Here is a 17,770-nt window from a genome sequence, read left to right on the forward strand (position 1 = left end):
AACCTTTACGGGCGGTAAACTTTTACACCCGTAAAGCCTGCTTCATGAAGAATAAGCGCCTGTAACTGGCTCATAACCCCTCTTTCACAATACAGGTAGTAATCCTTATCTTTTGGCAGATCACCAAATTTAGTCGCTAAGCGGAAAAACGGTAAATGCACTACATCTATACCGTCAATCTCAAGCGGCGCTGCATCTTCTTCCTCTGGTGAGCGAATATCAACAACCACTGCACCCGCTGGTAAATCAACTACCGACTCAGCTTCTTTAAGCTCCTGCTTAGCTTCTACGTCTATATCACGCACATCCATAATGCGAGCGTTTTCAACAACAGTATTAAGCACATCAAAGTCGAACTTTTCTTCTTCGGCTTTAATAACGTCAAGTTTAGCTTTAACCGTTGGCTTTTTAGATATTACGCCGCAGTACTCAGGCATGGTTTCGGCCATTTCTGCGGTGCCAATTTTACGTGCAATATTAATAATTTCTTGTTTGTCGTGCTGAATAAGTGGGCGCAAAATCAGGGTTTCTGTTACGCGGTCAATCACACTTAAATTAGCTAAGGTTTGGCTAGAAACCTGACCTATACTCTCACCAGTTACCAAGGCTTGAATATTTAATTTTTCGGCTACTTGGCTGCCAGCACGCATCATCATGCGTTTTAGCACAACACCCATTTGGCTGTTTTCAACGTTCTCTAAAATTTCGGCAACAACCGGTTCAAAATCAACCGTGATAAATTTAACTTTATGAGTAGAGCTAAATTTTTTCCATAAATAGTAGCTGGCTTGCTTAACACCAATTTCGTGTGCTGCGCCACCTAAATTAAAGAATAAAAAGTGCGTGCGAGCGCCTTTACGGATCATCTGATAACTTGCTACACCTGAGTCAAAGCCGCCTGACATTAACGAAAGCACATCTTCTTGTGTTGGCAGTGGAAAGCCTGCCATACCTAGGTGAGTTTGCGTAACTATGTAGGCTTTATCGTCTTTTACTTCTAAGCGAATAGTTACTTCTGGGCGGCTTAACTTAACGCGCGCGCCTTCAACGTGCTGGTTTAAACCACCACCCACGTAACGCTCTAAATCGGTAGAAGTAAAGTCGTGTTGACCAATACGCTTTGCGCGTACACAAAACGTTTTACCAACAATAGTGTGCCCTACTAGGTCTATGGTTTTTTTATAGATATCGTCAAGCGTTGTGAAGTCAGTTTCGGTCACTTCAATAAATTGCACAATACCAGGAATGCGCTGCAAGCTATCGATAAAGTCTAGGCGTGTTTGCGCATCATCAAGCTTAGTTACAACAGAAATATTATCCCAGTTGTTTCTTACTTGTACTTTTTCGTCAACACGGCGCAATACAATTTTAATGTTATTTTCTAACACTTTAGTAAAGCGTTTACGTACCGAACGGCTTTTAATGGCAATTTCAGGATGTAGTTTGACGATAAATTTAAGCATAGTTCACTCTTAGACTGCGGGAATTCGCGCTCCCAGGCATTGGGCGCGCGATTATAGCAAAAATTTTTGCGTCTAGGAACTAACCAACTAACAGCAGTTAGGCAAGCGCTGGCGCTTGCTCTGCAAGTTGGGTGTATTTTTCACGTAACTGATTCATTTTAAGAATGCTTTTTTCGGTGCTGTAAGCCCTAAATAATGCTAATACTTTTAAAATGCCATGATAAATATCTTGCTCAGCTAAATTACCACTGAGCCTACGCGCTTTAATATACGGAGTCCAAAAGCTAACGGTTAGTTTAAGAGTATGGGCAAGTTCAAGCGCATCTTGCTCTTCTATGGCAATCATTTCGTTATCGCGAAGGCCTAAAATAACTTGGCGAACCTGCTCTAATAAAGTTGACTGAAAACCAATGTAGGCTTGCTTTAAACTTTCATCCCTTGAGAGGATGTCGCCTAAGTTGTCGTAAAAAAAATGATAGCGCCACATTAGCTCAAATAATGAATCTAAATAAGCAGTTAAATGATCAAACGCATCATCGTTTGCTTCAATAGGTTTAAAATGAGTATGTAAATGCTCGCTGTAAAGCGCAAAAATATGACGGATAATGTCTTCTTTATTTTTAAAATGATAGTAAAGATTACCCGGGCTCATCCCTAAATGTGATGCAATATGATTGGTTGATATTGCACGCTCACCATGTTCATTAAATAACGAAATACTGGTGTGTATTATTTTATCCTTAGTATTCATATGCGACGACTCAAATTAACTTATAAACTACATTACACTAAATATCAGCCATGCAGTATAAACAAATCGGGCTGGTTTAAATACCATCATAATTTACTATTTTAAAAACGAGGGTCTGATTATGCTGGACGCAGGCATTTGCATTAATGTAGTGCTATTAACTAAAACAAAGCCTAAGCAGCGTAATTACACTTTAAAAAATGGTAACGCATTTACAGTGCTTTTACTGATTAAATATCAAACATAAAAGCTCAACCTGATCTCCTAGGCTGATTTGTAGAACAAACACTGATAGACTACTTAAAAAATAATAGTTAGTGAAATCTATGAACGTTACGGCAATCTATCCTGGTACATTCGACCCGTTAACCAACGGCCACACCGACCTAATTCAGCGCGCAGCTAAAATGTTTAGCACGGTTATTGTTGCTATTGCTCATAACCCTTCTAAAAAGCCATGCTTTAGTCTCGATGAGCGAGTTGATTTAGCCAACACTATTTTAGGGCATTTAAGTAATGTAAAAGTGATTGGCTTTTCAGGCTTACTAGCCGATTTAGCTTTTGATCATAAAGCCGATGTGCTTATTCGCGGTATTAGAGCGGTATCTGATTTTGATTACGAATTTCAGCTCGCAAATATGAACCGCCGCCTAAATCCAGATTTAGAAAGCGTATTTTTAACACCTTCTGAGCGCAATTCGTTTATATCATCAACCTTGGTAAAAGAAGTTGCCCGCCATAATGGCGATGTGAGCGAATTTGTAAGCCCACTTGTAGTGGATGCTTTAAAACAAAAGTTAGGCTGCGACGCAAGCTAAAAAAAACACAATTAGCGCACTTTGGTGCGCTAATATACCTAACTACTTTTTAGCCATAACTTGTAATTCATTGCGGTTAAATAAAGCGCGTTTAAGCTTTACCAAGCCTAAAATATCTTTGTTTATAATTAATACTATTGCCATTATTAAGTCACTCGAAAACTGGCCAACCCCATAGACCCCCCATAACCACCAATAGTCATAACTAACCAACACCACATAATCGTAATGCATAGCCATGTGTAATGTTGCATTAAACGTTAAACCACAAAGAAGATAATAATAGGCTGTGGCGTTAGCATGTTTATAATTATAGGAGAGGCAAGCAAGCGTGAAAATGGTAAGTAAATCTGCAATTACTAAATCTAAATATATTGAGCCTGTAAGGATAAATGATGCTTTGAACATAAATAGGCTGAGCGTATAAGAGAGCATTATCACCAAAGAAATGTACATAATATGCTTATTGCGGCAGTTTATTGTACAAGCAAAATTATAAAGAAATGGAACTACAAAAGCCCATGTAATAAAAATACTTAGGTAGTCATTTACTGTGCTCAATGCCATAAATACATGTTGGAGCATTAATAAGCACCCATTTTTTTAACGAGATATTTTTTGGCTTTTATTAACCCTAAAATATCTTTATTTATAAATAAAACCAATGCCATTACTAAGTCACTTGTAAGCTGCCCAATACCATAAAGCCCCCAAAACCACCAATACTCTATATTCCCAACAACGATACTATCGTAATGCATACCGTAAAATACAAACGCATTAAAACTAAGCCCCACGATTAAATAATAAAAAGCGATCGGTTTAGCTTTCGATAAAAAAATCATCCATATCATCAAAGCGATTATGGTAACTGCATCAAATAAAAACAGTTTTAAGTGAGGTGTGGCTGTTTGCGGGTCCATAACCATACTTGATGTATATGAAGCCATCATAATAAATGATATTTGGGCTAAACTTTTATCTGACTTATTTATGCTTGTAGATAAGCAATATAAAAATGCAAAAACAAACAGCCATGTAATTAAAATGGTTATGTAATCATAAAGATCAGCCATCGCCCATAACAGGTTATGCATATCGGAAACGCTTCAACTTTGTAGTTAAATAATTACTTAGCTTTACTAAACCTAAAATATCTTTATTTAAAAGGCTTACTGTAATCATTAGTAAATCGCTAAAATTAACACCTACAAAGTAAATATCCCAAAACCACCAGTACTCATAGTGATGCATAATATCGTTGTCTATGTACATCGCAAAAAATAAAGAAGTATTAATACTTAACCCAATAAGTAAATAAATGTACAAGGTGCAACTTTTTATAAAAAAACCACATAAAGCAATTGAGGCTAGTGTTGCAGTATCAAATAAGAAAAAGTCAAAGTAGGTTATCGAGTCCATATCAATAAATAAGCTAGATGAATATGAAAGTGCCATGATTGATGTTAACCAAACTTTGCTCTTATCAGCGTTATTTATTGAGCTGACCAGTGAGTACAAAAAAGCCATTAAAAAGCCCCACTGTACAAATGCACCTATATAGAAGGTTATATTGGTATTTAATATTAAATCAATCATGAAACCTTAACGCCTGAAAAGTAAAAATTGTACCGCTATCTACACTTTTGAGGCGTAGCAAATACCATAAAACAATAATTAAATTAACTCACTCCTTCAGCCTTTCTATAAATAATCTCAAATATCTCCTAAGCCGAAGTAAACCTAAAATATCTCTGTTTATAATTAGTACAATTGCCATTGTGAAATCGCTAAAATACATCCCAAAAATATATACCGCCCAAAACCACCAATAGTAAAGTGTACCTTGTATAACAATGTCGTAATGCATACCTAAAAATAAACAGGCATTAAAGCTCAGCCCTACAATTAAATAATAAAAGGGCGTAGGTATAGTTTGTTTGGTGAAATTACGCCACAGAAGTAAAACCAAGATAGTTACAGCATCATAATAAAAATAATTTAAGTGCGGTGTTTCTATAATTGGATCCATAAACAAACTAGCTATGTAGGATACCATCATAATAAATGAAAGTTGTGCCCTGCTCTTATCTGGCTTATTAATACTTGCCGATAAGTTATACAAAAAGGCAATAAGAAAAAACCACGTAAACAAAATACCTACGTTGTATCCTAAATCGACCAGTCCCCAAAGAACATCAGCCACTTTGCTTCAATCTCATAACACCGTTCACCAACTTATCAGTAGCATGCACTAACATTAAAAAATCCTTTTTAACGAAAAAAATACTAACCATGATGATATCCATCATATTAATAACAACTGTATAAACAGACCAAAACCACCACGGTTCGTAATTACCACGTACAAACACATCTATGTGCATAGCTAAAAATAATAACGAATTGATGCTCAAGCCAAATAATAAGTAAGTAGATATGCGCTTTTCAGGTAGGAAATACCGCAGAAATAAAATAAAAAATAAAGTGCCTACATCATAGCAAAACAGTTCTATGTAACTAATGTTGTAAATATCTATAACTGTACTTAAGCAGTAAGAAACTACCATAACTAAAGATAGCCATAATGCCTGTTTTGATGGATTGTTAATGCTAGTTGTTAGTGAATATAAAAAGGCCATTAAAAACCCCCACTGCACTAACGCACCGATATAAACTGACACTTCAGGAGGGATTAGAACATTATTCACTATTGCGGTTTCTTAGCAAAGAACGAGTAAATAAGGTTTTTTAAATAAATAATTTTTAAAAAATCTCTATTGATAAACAGCACTAAAATCATACTCAGATCAGAAATCGCCACCACTGATGAATACAACCCCCAAAACCACCAATAGGTGTAATTATGTAAAATATAAGAGTCTAAATACATACCTAGAGCAAAGCACATGTTGATACTCAGCCCAAGCATAAGATACATAAATGCAACCGTTTTCTCTTTAATATAAAAGTATTGATCAATAATTAAAACCACAATGGTGATAGCATCTAAAATAGCGAGATCAAGGTAAGTAATGGTTTGGTAATTGAACAAAACACCTGGAAAATACGAAATAGCCATAATCGATGAAAGTATAACTAACGCTTTAAAGCGTGAATTGATAGATGAGACTAAAGAATATAAAAATGCCATGAGGAACCCCCATTGCAATACCACACCGATTATATGGGCAATTCTCACATCTAATAAAAAAGAGATGATATCCATCTTAAAAGTAAACGCTAATAATAAGCACCTCAAAAATAATAAACAACACCATTAACTGAGCACCTAGCTTAGTATTTTACTTATCCAAACTATAACTTTCATCGCCATAAACGTATCGATACTTCGTCTTTAAAATGCTAGCTGCAAAAGCCACCTTTTAAGCTTAATTAAGCCTAAAAAGTCTCTATTGATAATTAGTACGGCGATCATACACAAATCAGAAAGCATAACAGCCGATGAATAAAAGCGCCAAAACCACCAGTAGGTGTAATTATATAGAATATTGGTATCTAGATACATGCATAGGGCTAAAAAGGTGTTAACGCTAAGGCCGATGATTAAGTAGACATAAGCTGTCGTTTTCTCTTTAATAAAATAACGCTGAGTTACATACACAGCAACTAAAATAGCGATATCTAAAAGGGCAAAATCTAAATAAGTAACCGTTTGAAAGTTTGTAAATATCCAAGGCAAATAACCTATCGCCATAATACTCGAAAGTACAACAAAGCCTTTAAAGGGGTTATTTATTGAAGATACTAATGAGTATAAAAAGGCCATGAGAAACCCCCACTGCACAATAGCGCTTAATATATAAGCGAAATCGAAGTTAGAGATTACATCAATAATAGCCATGTTGTTTGAAACACTATGTAGTTAGGCAAAAAATAAGTAATTTTAACATAATTCATCTGACCCTCGTCAGTACCACAGCCCTCGCCTGGCAACTAAAACTCAATAAATAGCCCCACAAATGCAGCAAACCTCACGTTATTAAAGTTCATCCACACTTATAACTTTTCAATAAGCCGATTACTCTTTAGCTGATTAACCACTAGTGAAAGCATCATTAAAACATCAATTACGTTTACGCCGATAGAATAAACACTCCAATACCACCATGGCTCAAAGTTATATAGAACATATAAGTCATAATACAAAAGCAATGTAAGTACGGCATTAGCAGTTAAAGCCAGAACGAGGAACAGGAAAGCTTTGTTACGTTTAAAAACATTGAAGTACTGCAAAGAGAGCAACGCTACAATTGTAATAAAATCGAAGAACGCCCAATTAAGATATAGGTTATCTAACAATTTTATATAGCTGCCAAAAATATATGAGCAGAGCATTAGCGCAGATAGGTAAACTGGTGACTTATTTTCTTTGTTTATGCTGGAGACTAGACAGTAGAGGAAGGCCATTAAAAAGCCCCATTGGGAGAAAGCCGCTACATAATCCATTAGGGCTTCAGATAAATACATTTAATCTAGGTCGTGGGCTGAGGCTTTGTCGATTTAAACAAACCACATAGCTTACTTTTTAATTTGTGTAGGCCTAAAAAGTCTCTATCTACAATCAAAGAAACAGCCATCAATAAATCGATAGTAATCACCGAGAAAGTATAAAAATCCCAAAAAAACCATGGTTCACTATTACGTAAAATAAAGGTGTCTAGTTGCATACATAAAGCTAAACTAAGATTCGTAGACAATCCAAAAATTAAATAAAGCAATGAACTAGAGCTTGTTTTAATAAAATGTTTCGCTATGAAAAGTGCAGCTATAGTGCAACCATCGTATATTGCTAAATCTAAATAAGTTAATTCATAAATAGACAACCAATCTAAAAAGTACTCATACGATGAGTATGAAATAAACATGATTAATGAACTGAGTAAAAGGGTAGTATTTCTCTTATTACCAATAGAATAAACAAAAACGTTAAACAAAAAGGCCATCATAAAAGCCCACATTGTAAAAGCTGACAAAGAAAAATGACCAAAAAACTCAGTTAAAAACATCAAGAACCTTTAGTTATTATTTTGGTTTAGGAGCACCTGGTAAAATTGAAGCTTGTCGTTCAGTTCCCATACTAGCTGCCATCGCCTCTTGAGAGAAGCTTACTGTATCAGATTGTAGGGTTTTAGGGCTAGCAGTTTGTTCCGCTGCAGGCTGCAATTGTTGTGTTTTATTGTATGCTTGCATTTGTAATTGGCTATTAGCTGAAACTTGCATGTAATTGATCCTTGTATAAGTTTTAATATTATTTGGCGCAACTTTTAATCACACCATCATATAGGTAATTGCATTACCTGTTTTAAGCAGTGATAGCTATTTTGCTATCTGACTTATACAAAGCAACCAGCGTGCCAAGATTTTTTGACATACCCATAATATATGCTAACAAGGTATTATATTCACACTAAGCCTTAAGTTAACCCTTATAGCTAAAGTGAAAACTCGCACACCACCCCAAACTCATCTGACCAGCTTATTATACACATAAAAAAACGTACAGGGGTAACCGTACGTTTTTTATATCCAGGGAATTTAAGCCACGTATTTACACGGGATCTCCGCACGTGTACTTGGCTTTAAAATATATTCCATTGCTACTTCGTCACAATTTTCTTTACGAAGGCAAAGTTCGCAATCTTTCATCACCTTCTCTGGTAACGATTCTTTACTACAAAAAGTAAAACGTTGCTGTTCAAAAAAATCCGGCACACGGGTTAGTACGATAACGCGATTAAGCGCCAATTTTTTGGCTTTTGCTAATAAGTGCTCTACAAGCTGCCTACCCTGCCCAGTTACCGCGCTTTGTGGATCTATGCCTAAAGAGCGTATTTCAGCAAGCCCTGTATCGTAAATGTATAACGATGCACATCCCGACACTTTGCCGTCTATTTCTGTTACTGCAAATTCGTTAATTGAATGCACCATGTCGCTTTTAGCACGCGGCAAATTTTCACCTACCGTAGCCCAGTGCTGTATCAGCCTAGCAATATCTTCAACATCATCTAAATTTGCATCACGAACCGTTATTTGCTGTTTTTTTTTGGCTTCTTTAACCGCTTTGGTAACTTGTTCAATAGATGTACCGCCAAGCGCTTGACGTGCTTTAATACAGGCATCTATTTCAAGTACTGGGTAAACGTCATCTTCAAATACGTCATTAACCGATTTGTACTGCTCAAGCGAAAGCTCTTCAAGAGTTTTACCTTCGCTTATAGCAAGCTGCACAAGTACACCCACAATGTGGTGGCCTTCTCTAAATGGCACACCTTTAGCTACTAAGTAGTCTGCAAGCTCTGTTGCATTAGCATGGCCGCCTTTTGCTGCTGCGAGTGTTTTATCGCCGTTTACTTTTACGCCTTTGATACACGCTTGCGCCATGTGAATACAGGCAAGCCAAGTTGGCATAGCGTCAAAAAGACCTTCTTTGTCTTCTTGCATATCTTTATTGTACGCAAGAGGGAGTGCTTTTAAGGTCATCATCATGGCACTAAACGCGCCAAATACACGGCCCGTTTTACCACGAATAAGCTCTAGTGCATCAGGGTTCTTTTTCTGCGGCATTAACGATGAGCCAGAGGTAACATTATCAGCAAGCTCTATAAACCCGGCTTCACCAGAATTATAAAATATTAAATCTTCAGCCATACGCGATAAGTGAATCATCGAAATAGAGGCACAGCTTAAAAGCTCTACTACAAAATCACGGTCAGATACGCCATCAAGGCTGTTTTTAGTTGCGCCAGTAAAGCCTAGGCCTTGCGCCAAAGCTTGGCGATCAATTGGGTAGGCAGTACCTGCTAGTGCGCCACTGCCTAGAGGGCAAAAATTAAAACGCGCTTTGGCATCTTGCAAGCGGCTTTCATCACGCTCTAGCATTTCTACATAAGCCATACACCAATGGCTAAACAATACAGGTTGAGCACGTTGTAAATGCGTATAGCCTGGCAATATAGTCCCCAGCTCGCGCTCAGCTAACGCCACAAACTCAGCTTTTAGTGCAGCAATTGCACCGAGCAAATGATCGGCAGTATCGCGGCACCATAATCTAAAGTCAGTGGCTACTTGGTCATTACGGCTTCGGCCTGTGTGTAGCTTTTTAGCTAAATCACCTACTTTTTCGATTAGTGCAGCTTCTACGTGCGAGTGAATGTCTTCTGCACCTGAGGTTGCCACTGCTTGTGGATCTGCTTTTACTTCTTCAAGCAGTTCATTTAGTGCTGCAACCAACTTAGTGTGCTCATCGCTTGTAAGTACATTTACTTGCTCAAGCGCACCTGCCCATGCCACAGAGCCAATAATATCTTGCTCTGCTAACTGATAATCGAACGGAAGTGAGTCGTTAAATTGTTTAAACGCCTCATCTGGACCCGTAGAAAAACGTCCGCCCCATAATGCCATGAAATCTCTCCAAACCCTGTAATGCCCCTTATACAAGGGGCTATAAATAATTTACTTTTTAGCCATTGCTGAAATTCTGCTCGAAAGCGAGAATAAACGAATAAAGCCTTCAGCATGTGACTGGTCATATACGTCGTCTTCACCAAATGTAGCAAAGTCTTCGCTGTATAAGCTATTAGGTGATTTTTTCTGAACGGCTGTCACTTGGCCTTTGTAAAGCTTAAGTACAACTTCACCTGTAGCAAGTGTAGAAAGTGCTTCTGCACCGGCTAAAATAGAGTCTTTTAGTGGTGTAAACCAACGACCGTCATAGACTAAATGCGAAAATTCACCGCCCAGTACTTCTTTCCACTTACGGCTTGATTTATCAAGCACTAGTTCGTCAATGGCTTGCAGTGCCGCCATAATAACGGTGCCACCAGGTGTTTCGTAACAGCCGCGCGATTTCATGCCTACTAAACGGTTTTCTACAATATCTACCCGGCCAACACCATGTGGCGCAGCAATGTCGTTTAATTTAACTAAACAGTCGTAAGGCTTAAGCTGCTCGCCATTTACAGCAACCACTTCACCCTCAATAACCGTAAGCGTTACATGCTCAGCTTTATCGGGTGCTTGCTCTGGTGAATTAGTCCAGGTCCAAACTTGGTCACTAGGCTCACACCATGGATCTTCAAGCTCGCCACCTTCGTGCGAAATATGCCATGCGTTAGCATCACGGCTGTAAATTTTTGTTGCTGAGGCAGAACACGGAATATCACGCTCAGCCAAGTAATCTAATAATGATTCACGGCTTGATAAATCCCACTCACGCCATGGTGCAATTACTTTTAAATCGGGTGCAAGCGCTGCAAAACATGATTCAAAACGTACTTGGTCATTACCTTTACCGGTACAACCATGCGAAAGTGCATCGGCACCTACTTTACGTGCAATTTCAACTTGCGCTTTAGCAATAATAGGACGCGCCATAGACGTACCTAATAAATAAGTACCTTCGTAAATAGAACCCGTTTTAAGCGTTGGGTAAATGTACTCACTTACCATTTCATCTTTTAAGTCAACTACGTAACACTCAGATGCGCCTGATGCGATGGCTTTTTCTTCAACGCCTTCAAGTTCTTCAGCGCCTTGGCCTACATCGGCAACAAAGGCAATTACTTCACAACCGTAGTTTTCTTTTAACCATGGCACGATAGCTGAAGTATCAAGACCACCTGAATAGGCTAAAACGACTTTTTTAATTGAACTCATAGGTGTTCCTTAACAAAATTTGGATTTAGTAATGTTACTAGCAGAGCATTTTGCGCATGCATGCGATTTTCTGCTTGTTGAATAATTTTTGATGCTGGGCCATCCATTACCTCAGAGGTAATTTCAAACTCACGGTGTGCCGGTTGGCAATGTAATACCGTAGTCGCACCTGTTTGTTCTAGCAATGCTTGGTTTAGCTGATAAGGCATGTATTTTTCTTTAACTTGCTCAAGAGGCGTATCATCGCCCATAGACACCCACGTATCTGCATATACAACATTAGCGCCTACAGCGGCTTCTACACGGTCGCTTACCATTACTGATGCGCCGTTCATTGCAGCAATTTGCTCAGCCTTTTTAAGAATTTGCGAATCAGGCGAGCTGCCTTTTGGTGTAACAGCAACAAAATCTGTACCTAGCGTTGCCGCTAATAACATAAGTGAATGAGTAACGTTGTTACCTTCACCTAAGTAAGCCACTTTTAGCTCGCTCACATCGCCATGTACTTCTTGTAGCGTTAAAAAATCAGCCAATGCTTGGCACGGGTGATATAAATCACACAAGCTATTAACGACAGGTACACTAGAGTATTCACCTAAGGTGGTTAACGTGCTGTGCTGGTTTACACGCGCTACAATACCATCAGCCCACGTAGAAATATTAAGTGCAAAATCTTTTACAGATTCACGTGCACCCATAGCGCCGTTCTGCTGATCTAAATACACAGCGTGGCCGCCTAAACGGTTAATTCCAATATCAAACGATAAACGCGTACGTAAACTTTGCTTTTCAAATAAGGTAACAATTGACTTACCCGCTAATACTTGGCTGTACTTTTCTGGCTTTGCTTTTAAATCACGCGCTAGTTTTAGTAAATTTAGTGCGCCTTGTTGGTCTAATTCTAGACCCGTTAAAAAATTCTCTAACATGATAACCCTATGGTGTAATTTTTGTTCCGACATGCTCGCCCTGTAGCAAAGCAGTTAAATTGTCTGGCTTTTGCCAGCAGGAAATATACACACCGCGTCGTAAATGTTGGGCAGCGTGCAGGCTGGTCTTAACTTTGACCTCCATTCCGCCCAAAATTACCCCTTCATCAATTAAAGTATCAATGTGTTTTGTGTCAAGTTGATGTAACGGCTGCTTGTTTGCATCAAGTACCGCTTCTACATCTGTCATAAAAATAAGTTCTGCATTTAAGTTGCTAGCAATCGCTGCGGCAGCTTCATCAGCATTAACGTTATACCAGTTACCTTGCTCATCAAACCCAATAGAACTCACGATAGGTAACCGACCAAGCTTAAGTAAATCGTTAACAATTGAATCATCATTACTTTCGCACTTACCTACTTGCCCAAGCGCTTTTAGCTTTTGAGACGCCATAACTCCGGCTTCATACAAACAGAGACCAACAGGTTTATGGCCTGCATTAATAGCTTGGCTTACCAGCTGCTTATTTGCACAGCCAGCCAGCGCCCCCACTATGTAAGGCATTTGCTCACTTGGGCTAATACGCAGTCCTTGGTGCTTTGCACTAGCAAAGCCTGCTTGTTTTAGCCAAGTGTCAACTAACGAGCCACCACCATGAACAATAACAAACTGATTATTTTGATCAGCGCTTAATACGTCAAACAAAGCTTTTGCCGCGTTTTCTGTATTAAGTACAGCACCACCTAATTTAATTACCCACGTTTTAGAGCTCATTAAAAGGCTCCTTTTAAGCCAGTGGTGTGATCTAAATTCATTGATAAGTTAATACATTGCAAGGCTTGGCCCGCAGCGCCTTTTAATAGATTATCTATCGCTGCCATAACAATCAGTTGAGTGCCTTGCTGCTGCCAACCAATATCAACATACGGTTGTTTTACCACGCTTTTAATAGATGGCACTTTATCAGCTAACAAACGAATCAACGGCTCGTTTTTAAGTACTTGATAAGCATCAGATACGTTTTCCTTGGTAACGCCTGGCTTAAGCTGTACATAAATAGTTTCTAAAATTCCACGCGGAAAATTACCTAAGTGCGGTGTAAATAACACCTTGTGGCCAAGGTGTTGTTCAATTTCAGGCCCATGACGATGGTTAAATAAACCATACGGGGCAAGCGATACTTCACAAAAGTGAGTACCTACGCTGGCTTTACGCCCTGCGCCAGTAACACCTGAAACAGCATTAATAATCACTTTTTCATCACTCAACAAGCCTGCCTGTTGCAACGGCTTTAACGCATTAAGCGCAGCGGTTGGGTAACAGCCTGCTACAGCCACAAGATTTGCTTTGGCAATTGCACTGCTATTCCATTCGGCTAACCCGTAGGCTGCTTCGTTTAATAACTCAGGATGTTGGTGCTCAAAACCATAGTAAGTAACATAGTCGTCGTTGCTGGCAAGGCGGTAACCACCTGATAGGTCGAATACTTTTTTACCCATAGCTAAAAACTGCGGGGCTAAATCAACACTTACTTTGTGATCAGTACATAAGCAGATGTAATCGGCACTCGAATTTATGTCATCAAACGCTGATTCGCTCAGTGGTAGTAGAGGAATATCAAGAAGATTTCTATGCTCTGGGTATAAATCACTTAATAATTTATGTTTATCTAAACTTCCCTCAGAGACATAACAGCCCGATAACGTTAAATTAGGGTGCTTAGCAACTAAGCTTGCTAATTCTGCGCCGCTATAACCGCTTGCGCCAATAATCGCTACATTCATTTTTTACTCGTTTATAAATTTACTACTAAATAGGTGTGGTGTTCGCTTACACTAGCTTAGATGCTAGCTAATACTTTTCTCAATGAATTGTTGATTATCGTCGCATTATCTTCATGGCTATACTTAATATATTTATGCTTAAAAAGTGAATTGATATTCATCATAAATACTTTTATATTGTTATGCAATTAAATTGAATAATTATTTTGGATTTTTTTATGTCTTTGCCGTCATTTATCTCTATGTACCAACAACTCATTGCAGCCCCCTCTATTAGTGCAATAGAAGATGAGCTTTGTATGAGTAATAAAGGGGTAATAGAGTTGCTAGCACGCTGGTGCGAAAGTTTAGGTTTTACTTGCGAAATTATAGAGTTAGAAGGTGGGAAAGGCCGATACAACCTACTTGCAAAGCGGGGAGAAGGCGATGGCGGCTTAATGCTTGCAGGCCATACAGACACCGTACCGTTTGACGATAGCCGCTGGAACCACGACCCGTTTAAACTCACTGAACATAACAATAACTTATATGGGTTAGGTAGTATTGATATGAAAGGCTTTTTTGCTTTTGTATTACAAGCTATTAGTGAGCTTGATATAAAACAGCAAACACAACCTATTTTAATACTTGCCACTGCCGATGAAGAAACCACCATGGCGGGAGCGCAGCAAATTTGTAAGCACCCTAATTTAAAACCTGCGCGTTGTATTATTGGTGAACCTACTGATATGACTCCTGTATTTACTCACAAAGGACATATGAGCACGGCTATAAGAGTGATTGGCCGTTCAGGTCATAGTTCCGATCCCGAACGTGGTCTTAACGCCATCGAAGTCATGCATAAAGTGATTACAAAATTGCTGTTCTTAAAAGAGCAGTTAAAGAATAAATATTCAGTTGAACATTTTGAAATACCTTACCCTACCTTAAATTTAGGTAATATTCATGGTGGCGACAACGCAAATCGAATTTGTGGCTGCTGCGAAATGCACATAGACATGCGCCCGCTCCCAGGGTTAAGCATTAAAGACTTACAAGCCTTACTTATTGATGCCACCAGTGATATAAACGCGCAATACCCAAGCGCAGTGAGCGTAATTGATTTACACGAGCCCATTCCAGCTTTTAGTGGCAGCACTGATAGCGCACTCGTTAAAATGGCAGAAAAAATTGCAGGAGAAAAAGCCGTTGCAGTAAATTATTGCACAGAGGCTCCGTTTATTCAGCAACTTGGCTGTGAAACAATAGTCATGGGGCCAGGCTCAATTAATCAAGCCCACCAACCTGATGAATTTTTAGCAATGGAGAAAATAAACCCATCGCAAAAAATTATAACTGACATTATTAGGGCAAACTGCTTTAACGCTTAAAAAGAAGACTGTATTAAAAACTCACAGCAAAAATAACAAAGGCGCCCATTGGCGCCTTTGTTTTAGCTTATACCTAGGCGTTACTGCATATACTTACTTAAGTACTTTTTAAATACAGGGTCTGTTTTAGCAAGCTCTTTTTGCTCAGCTAAAATCTCTTTTAATATAACACCCGATGTTAGCGGATTAGCCAATACCACTCTAAATACCACTGTTGGCTGATTATCGTACTTTGAGGGTGTTAAGCGAGTACGCGATACAAACGAGCGCCCTGATTCACGTTGGCGTTTTTGCATACTGGCAGTAAAGCGATTGAGCGACGCGAAAATTTCTAACCGTGTTGCGGCATCTGCTTGGGCTATGGCTTGTTTAATTTGTTTAGGCACATAGCGGTATGTAAGCAAACACAGCTCAGGCTCTGAAATCAGCTCAAAGTCTTCATCGGCTTTAATTAAATCAGCAAAGTAATGTGCTTTTTTGATACTACGATCAATAAGCATTTCATAGCCTTTGCGGCCAATAACGCGTAAGCAAGCATGTACTAACATAGCCATACCTGGGCGGCTGCCTTCAAGTGTATGGCTTCCTAAATCTTTTGAACCTTTACGTAATATGTACTCTGCATGGTGCTCTATTGCATCCGTAGCAGTTGGGTCTTTAAATAACACCAAGCCTGCGCCCATTGGCACATACATTTGTTTGTGTGCATCAATAGTAATTGAATCTGCGCGCTCAATTCCTTTTAATAATGGGCGATGCGTTTGCGATAAAAGCGTTGCCCCACCCCACGCTGCATCAACGTGAAAATGGCAGTTTATTTGCTGAGCTAAATCGGCCATATCCTCAAGAGGGTCGATATTACCGGTCTCGGTTGTACCAGCAACCCCTACAATTGCCATAACTTTTATGCCTTGCGATTCAAGCTCTAAGGCTTTTTCGCGCATGGCATTCACATCAACCTTGTTATTTTCGCAGGTTTTTACACCAATTAAATTTTCACGGCCGATGCCTAGTAAGTCAATTGATTTACCTAAAGAGTAATGCCCTCGCTCCGACACTAAAACGGCCAGCCCTTTGTAGCCATAATGCAGCATACCGGCTACGAGCCCTTGAGCGGCAATGCCTTTAAAGCTGCCGTCGGGTTTTAATAAGCGGTTACGCGCAATCCACAATGCCGTTATGTTTGCAACTGTACCACCGGAACAAAAAGCACCGAGTGATGTTTTAGCACTGTGCATCCATTTAGAATAAAACGACTCATCTTGCGAGTAAGCTAAATGATGCATCATACCTAGTACTTGGCGCTCTAGGGGCGTAAATGCTTTTGAGGTTTCTATTTTTACTAGGTTTTGATTAAGCCCCACCATCAACTTTGAAAGCGGTAGTAAAAAATGCGGAAGAGCCGATGTCATATGCCCAATAAAGCTAGGCGCAGCCGTGTGTACAGAATGGGCAACTAGCTGCTCCATAATATCTTGGGCGTAAGCAGATACAAACGTTGGGTTTTCTGGGATCACCGCAGCCTGAAAATCTTTTTCAATTTCGTGTAATGGTTTTTCAATTGCCGCTATATTTTCGTTTAAAAACCCTGCTAAATTACTCGAAATTTCAAGCTCAATTTTGCTTAAAGTTGAGTCTGGCGCTTCAGGTACAGTAAATATACGCTTAAGGCTTTCTTTAGAGGCGACGGCACAACGCTTTTGATCCATCTTTATACCTAGTGTGTGTGTAGCTAAAACACGCGTTTAACAGTTAAAAATGCCAAACTATGGCGCTATTATAAGCAGCGTGCTTCTTTTAAAAATTGCGCTAACTTTACTGCAATATAAGTAAAATGTCTCCCTTTAAGCCATAAAAGCGACTAAACGGATGACAAATATTGTAAAAAAATTTCAATAATAGGATTTTATTAAAAAGTCACATTTTAGTTTTGGGCAAATTACATTTATGCGTATACTTAATATGTGTAACAATA

Annotated in this window: 20 protein-coding genes; 2 read left to right on the forward strand and 18 right to left on the reverse strand. The window is 38.9% G+C overall.

The features are described 5' to 3' along the window. Positions 1 to 5 precede the first annotated feature (5 nt). Together thiI and MTN96_RS08570 are read right to left on the reverse strand one after the other, a co-directional pair. Entirely contained in the window at positions 6 to 1,463 is a 1,458-nt protein-coding gene (gene thiI / locus MTN96_RS08565; RefSeq protein WP_004588521.1) for a tRNA uracil 4-sulfurtransferase ThiI, read from the reverse strand. A gap of 97 nt (positions 1,464 to 1,560) precedes the next feature. Then, positions 1,561 to 2,214 carry a TetR/AcrR family transcriptional regulator gene (locus MTN96_RS08570; protein ID WP_004588522.1) on the reverse strand — a complete coding sequence of 218 codons (654 nt, stop codon included), beginning with the start codon at positions 2,212 to 2,214 and terminating at the stop codon, positions 1,561 to 1,563. A 326-nt stretch (positions 2,215 to 2,540) separates the two neighbouring features. Here MTN96_RS08570 and coaD point away from each other — a divergent pair, with 326 nt between their 5' ends. Beyond that, on the forward strand, positions 2,541 to 3,032 hold the full coding sequence (coaD, locus tag MTN96_RS08575) for a pantetheine-phosphate adenylyltransferase (protein WP_004588523.1): 492 nt from the start codon (positions 2,541 to 2,543) through the stop codon (positions 3,030 to 3,032). Positions 3,033 to 3,074: 42 nt separating this feature from the next. On the opposite strand, the gene MTN96_RS08580 is transcribed toward coaD, so the two are convergent. The 15 genes from MTN96_RS08580 to argC form a co-directional block, all read right to left on the reverse strand. Then, complete coding sequence (locus tag MTN96_RS08580) at positions 3,075 to 3,599, reverse strand: hypothetical protein (protein WP_248531200.1); 525 nt, start codon at positions 3,597 to 3,599, stop codon at positions 3,075 to 3,077. A gap of 17 nt (positions 3,600 to 3,616) precedes the next feature. Further along, entirely contained in the window at positions 3,617 to 4,129 is a 513-nt protein-coding gene (locus MTN96_RS08585; RefSeq protein ID WP_248531202.1) for a hypothetical protein, read from the reverse strand. Continuing rightward, positions 4,122 to 4,631 carry a hypothetical protein gene (locus MTN96_RS08590; protein ID WP_096042135.1) on the reverse strand — a complete coding sequence of 170 codons (510 nt, stop codon included), beginning with the start codon at positions 4,629 to 4,631 and terminating at the stop codon, positions 4,122 to 4,124. The genes MTN96_RS08585 and MTN96_RS08590 overlap by 8 nt, the downstream gene beginning before the upstream one ends. A gap of 88 nt (positions 4,632 to 4,719) precedes the next feature. Further along, positions 4,720 to 5,238, reverse strand: a complete 519-nt coding sequence (locus tag MTN96_RS08595) for a hypothetical protein (protein WP_096042136.1) — start codon at positions 5,236 to 5,238, stop codon at positions 4,720 to 4,722. Continuing rightward, positions 5,231 to 5,743, reverse strand: a complete 513-nt coding sequence (locus MTN96_RS08600) for a hypothetical protein (protein WP_174694613.1) — start codon at positions 5,741 to 5,743, stop codon at positions 5,231 to 5,233. Before MTN96_RS08600 ends, MTN96_RS08595 begins: the two co-directional genes overlap by 8 nt. Further along, positions 5,743 to 6,186: a hypothetical protein gene (locus MTN96_RS08605; protein ID WP_248531204.1), complete on the reverse strand. Its 444-nt coding sequence runs from the start codon at positions 6,184 to 6,186 to the stop codon at positions 5,743 to 5,745. Before MTN96_RS08605 ends, MTN96_RS08600 begins: the two co-directional genes overlap by 1 nt. Before the next feature lie 204 nt (positions 6,187 to 6,390). Further along, positions 6,391 to 6,822 carry a hypothetical protein gene (locus MTN96_RS08610; protein ID WP_096042579.1) on the reverse strand — a complete coding sequence of 144 codons (432 nt, stop codon included), beginning with the start codon at positions 6,820 to 6,822 and terminating at the stop codon, positions 6,391 to 6,393. 230 nt (positions 6,823 to 7,052) lie between these two features. Beyond that, entirely contained in the window at positions 7,053 to 7,502 is a 450-nt protein-coding gene (locus MTN96_RS08615) for a hypothetical protein (RefSeq protein WP_248531206.1), read from the reverse strand. 26 nt (positions 7,503 to 7,528) lie between these two features. Continuing rightward, positions 7,529 to 8,062, reverse strand: a complete 534-nt coding sequence (locus tag MTN96_RS08620; RefSeq protein WP_029773587.1) for a hypothetical protein — start codon at positions 8,060 to 8,062, stop codon at positions 7,529 to 7,531. 16 nt (positions 8,063 to 8,078) lie between these two features. After that, positions 8,079 to 8,276: a hypothetical protein gene (locus tag MTN96_RS08625; RefSeq protein ID WP_248531208.1), complete on the reverse strand. Its 198-nt coding sequence runs from the start codon at positions 8,274 to 8,276 to the stop codon at positions 8,079 to 8,081. Between the two features lie 315 nt (positions 8,277 to 8,591). Then, complete coding sequence (gene argH, locus MTN96_RS08630; RefSeq protein ID WP_004588531.1) at positions 8,592 to 10,457, reverse strand: argininosuccinate lyase; 1,866 nt, start codon at positions 10,455 to 10,457, stop codon at positions 8,592 to 8,594. A gap of 51 nt (positions 10,458 to 10,508) precedes the next feature. Continuing rightward, positions 10,509 to 11,711: an argininosuccinate synthase gene (locus tag MTN96_RS08635; RefSeq protein WP_004588532.1), complete on the reverse strand. Its 1,203-nt coding sequence runs from the start codon at positions 11,709 to 11,711 to the stop codon at positions 10,509 to 10,511. Continuing rightward, entirely contained in the window at positions 11,708 to 12,640 is a 933-nt protein-coding gene (locus MTN96_RS08640; protein ID WP_024034341.1) for an ornithine carbamoyltransferase, read from the reverse strand. The genes MTN96_RS08635 and MTN96_RS08640 overlap by 4 nt, the downstream gene beginning before the upstream one ends. Before the next feature lie 7 nt (positions 12,641 to 12,647). Then, positions 12,648 to 13,415 (reverse strand): acetylglutamate kinase, encoded by a 768-nt coding sequence (gene argB, locus MTN96_RS08645; protein ID WP_248531210.1) that lies wholly within the window; start codon positions 13,413 to 13,415, stop codon positions 12,648 to 12,650. Then, complete coding sequence (argC, locus tag MTN96_RS08650; protein WP_248531212.1) at positions 13,415 to 14,425, reverse strand: N-acetyl-gamma-glutamyl-phosphate reductase; 1,011 nt, start codon at positions 14,423 to 14,425, stop codon at positions 13,415 to 13,417. Before argC ends, argB begins: the two co-directional genes overlap by 1 nt. A gap of 218 nt (positions 14,426 to 14,643) precedes the next feature. On the opposite strand from argC, the gene argE reads away from it, so the two are divergent. Then, positions 14,644 to 15,795 carry an acetylornithine deacetylase gene (argE, locus tag MTN96_RS08655; protein WP_248531215.1) on the forward strand — a complete coding sequence of 384 codons (1,152 nt, stop codon included), beginning with the start codon at positions 14,644 to 14,646 and terminating at the stop codon, positions 15,793 to 15,795. A gap of 80 nt (positions 15,796 to 15,875) precedes the next feature. Here argE and panP read toward each other — a convergent pair whose 3' ends face one another. After that, positions 15,876 to 17,504, reverse strand: a complete 1,629-nt coding sequence (gene panP / locus MTN96_RS08660; RefSeq protein ID WP_248531217.1) for a pyridoxal-dependent aspartate 1-decarboxylase PanP — start codon at positions 17,502 to 17,504, stop codon at positions 15,876 to 15,878. Between the last annotated feature and the right edge of the window lie 266 nt (positions 17,505 to 17,770).

This window comes from Pseudoalteromonas sp. 2CM28B, from assembly GCF_023161935.1.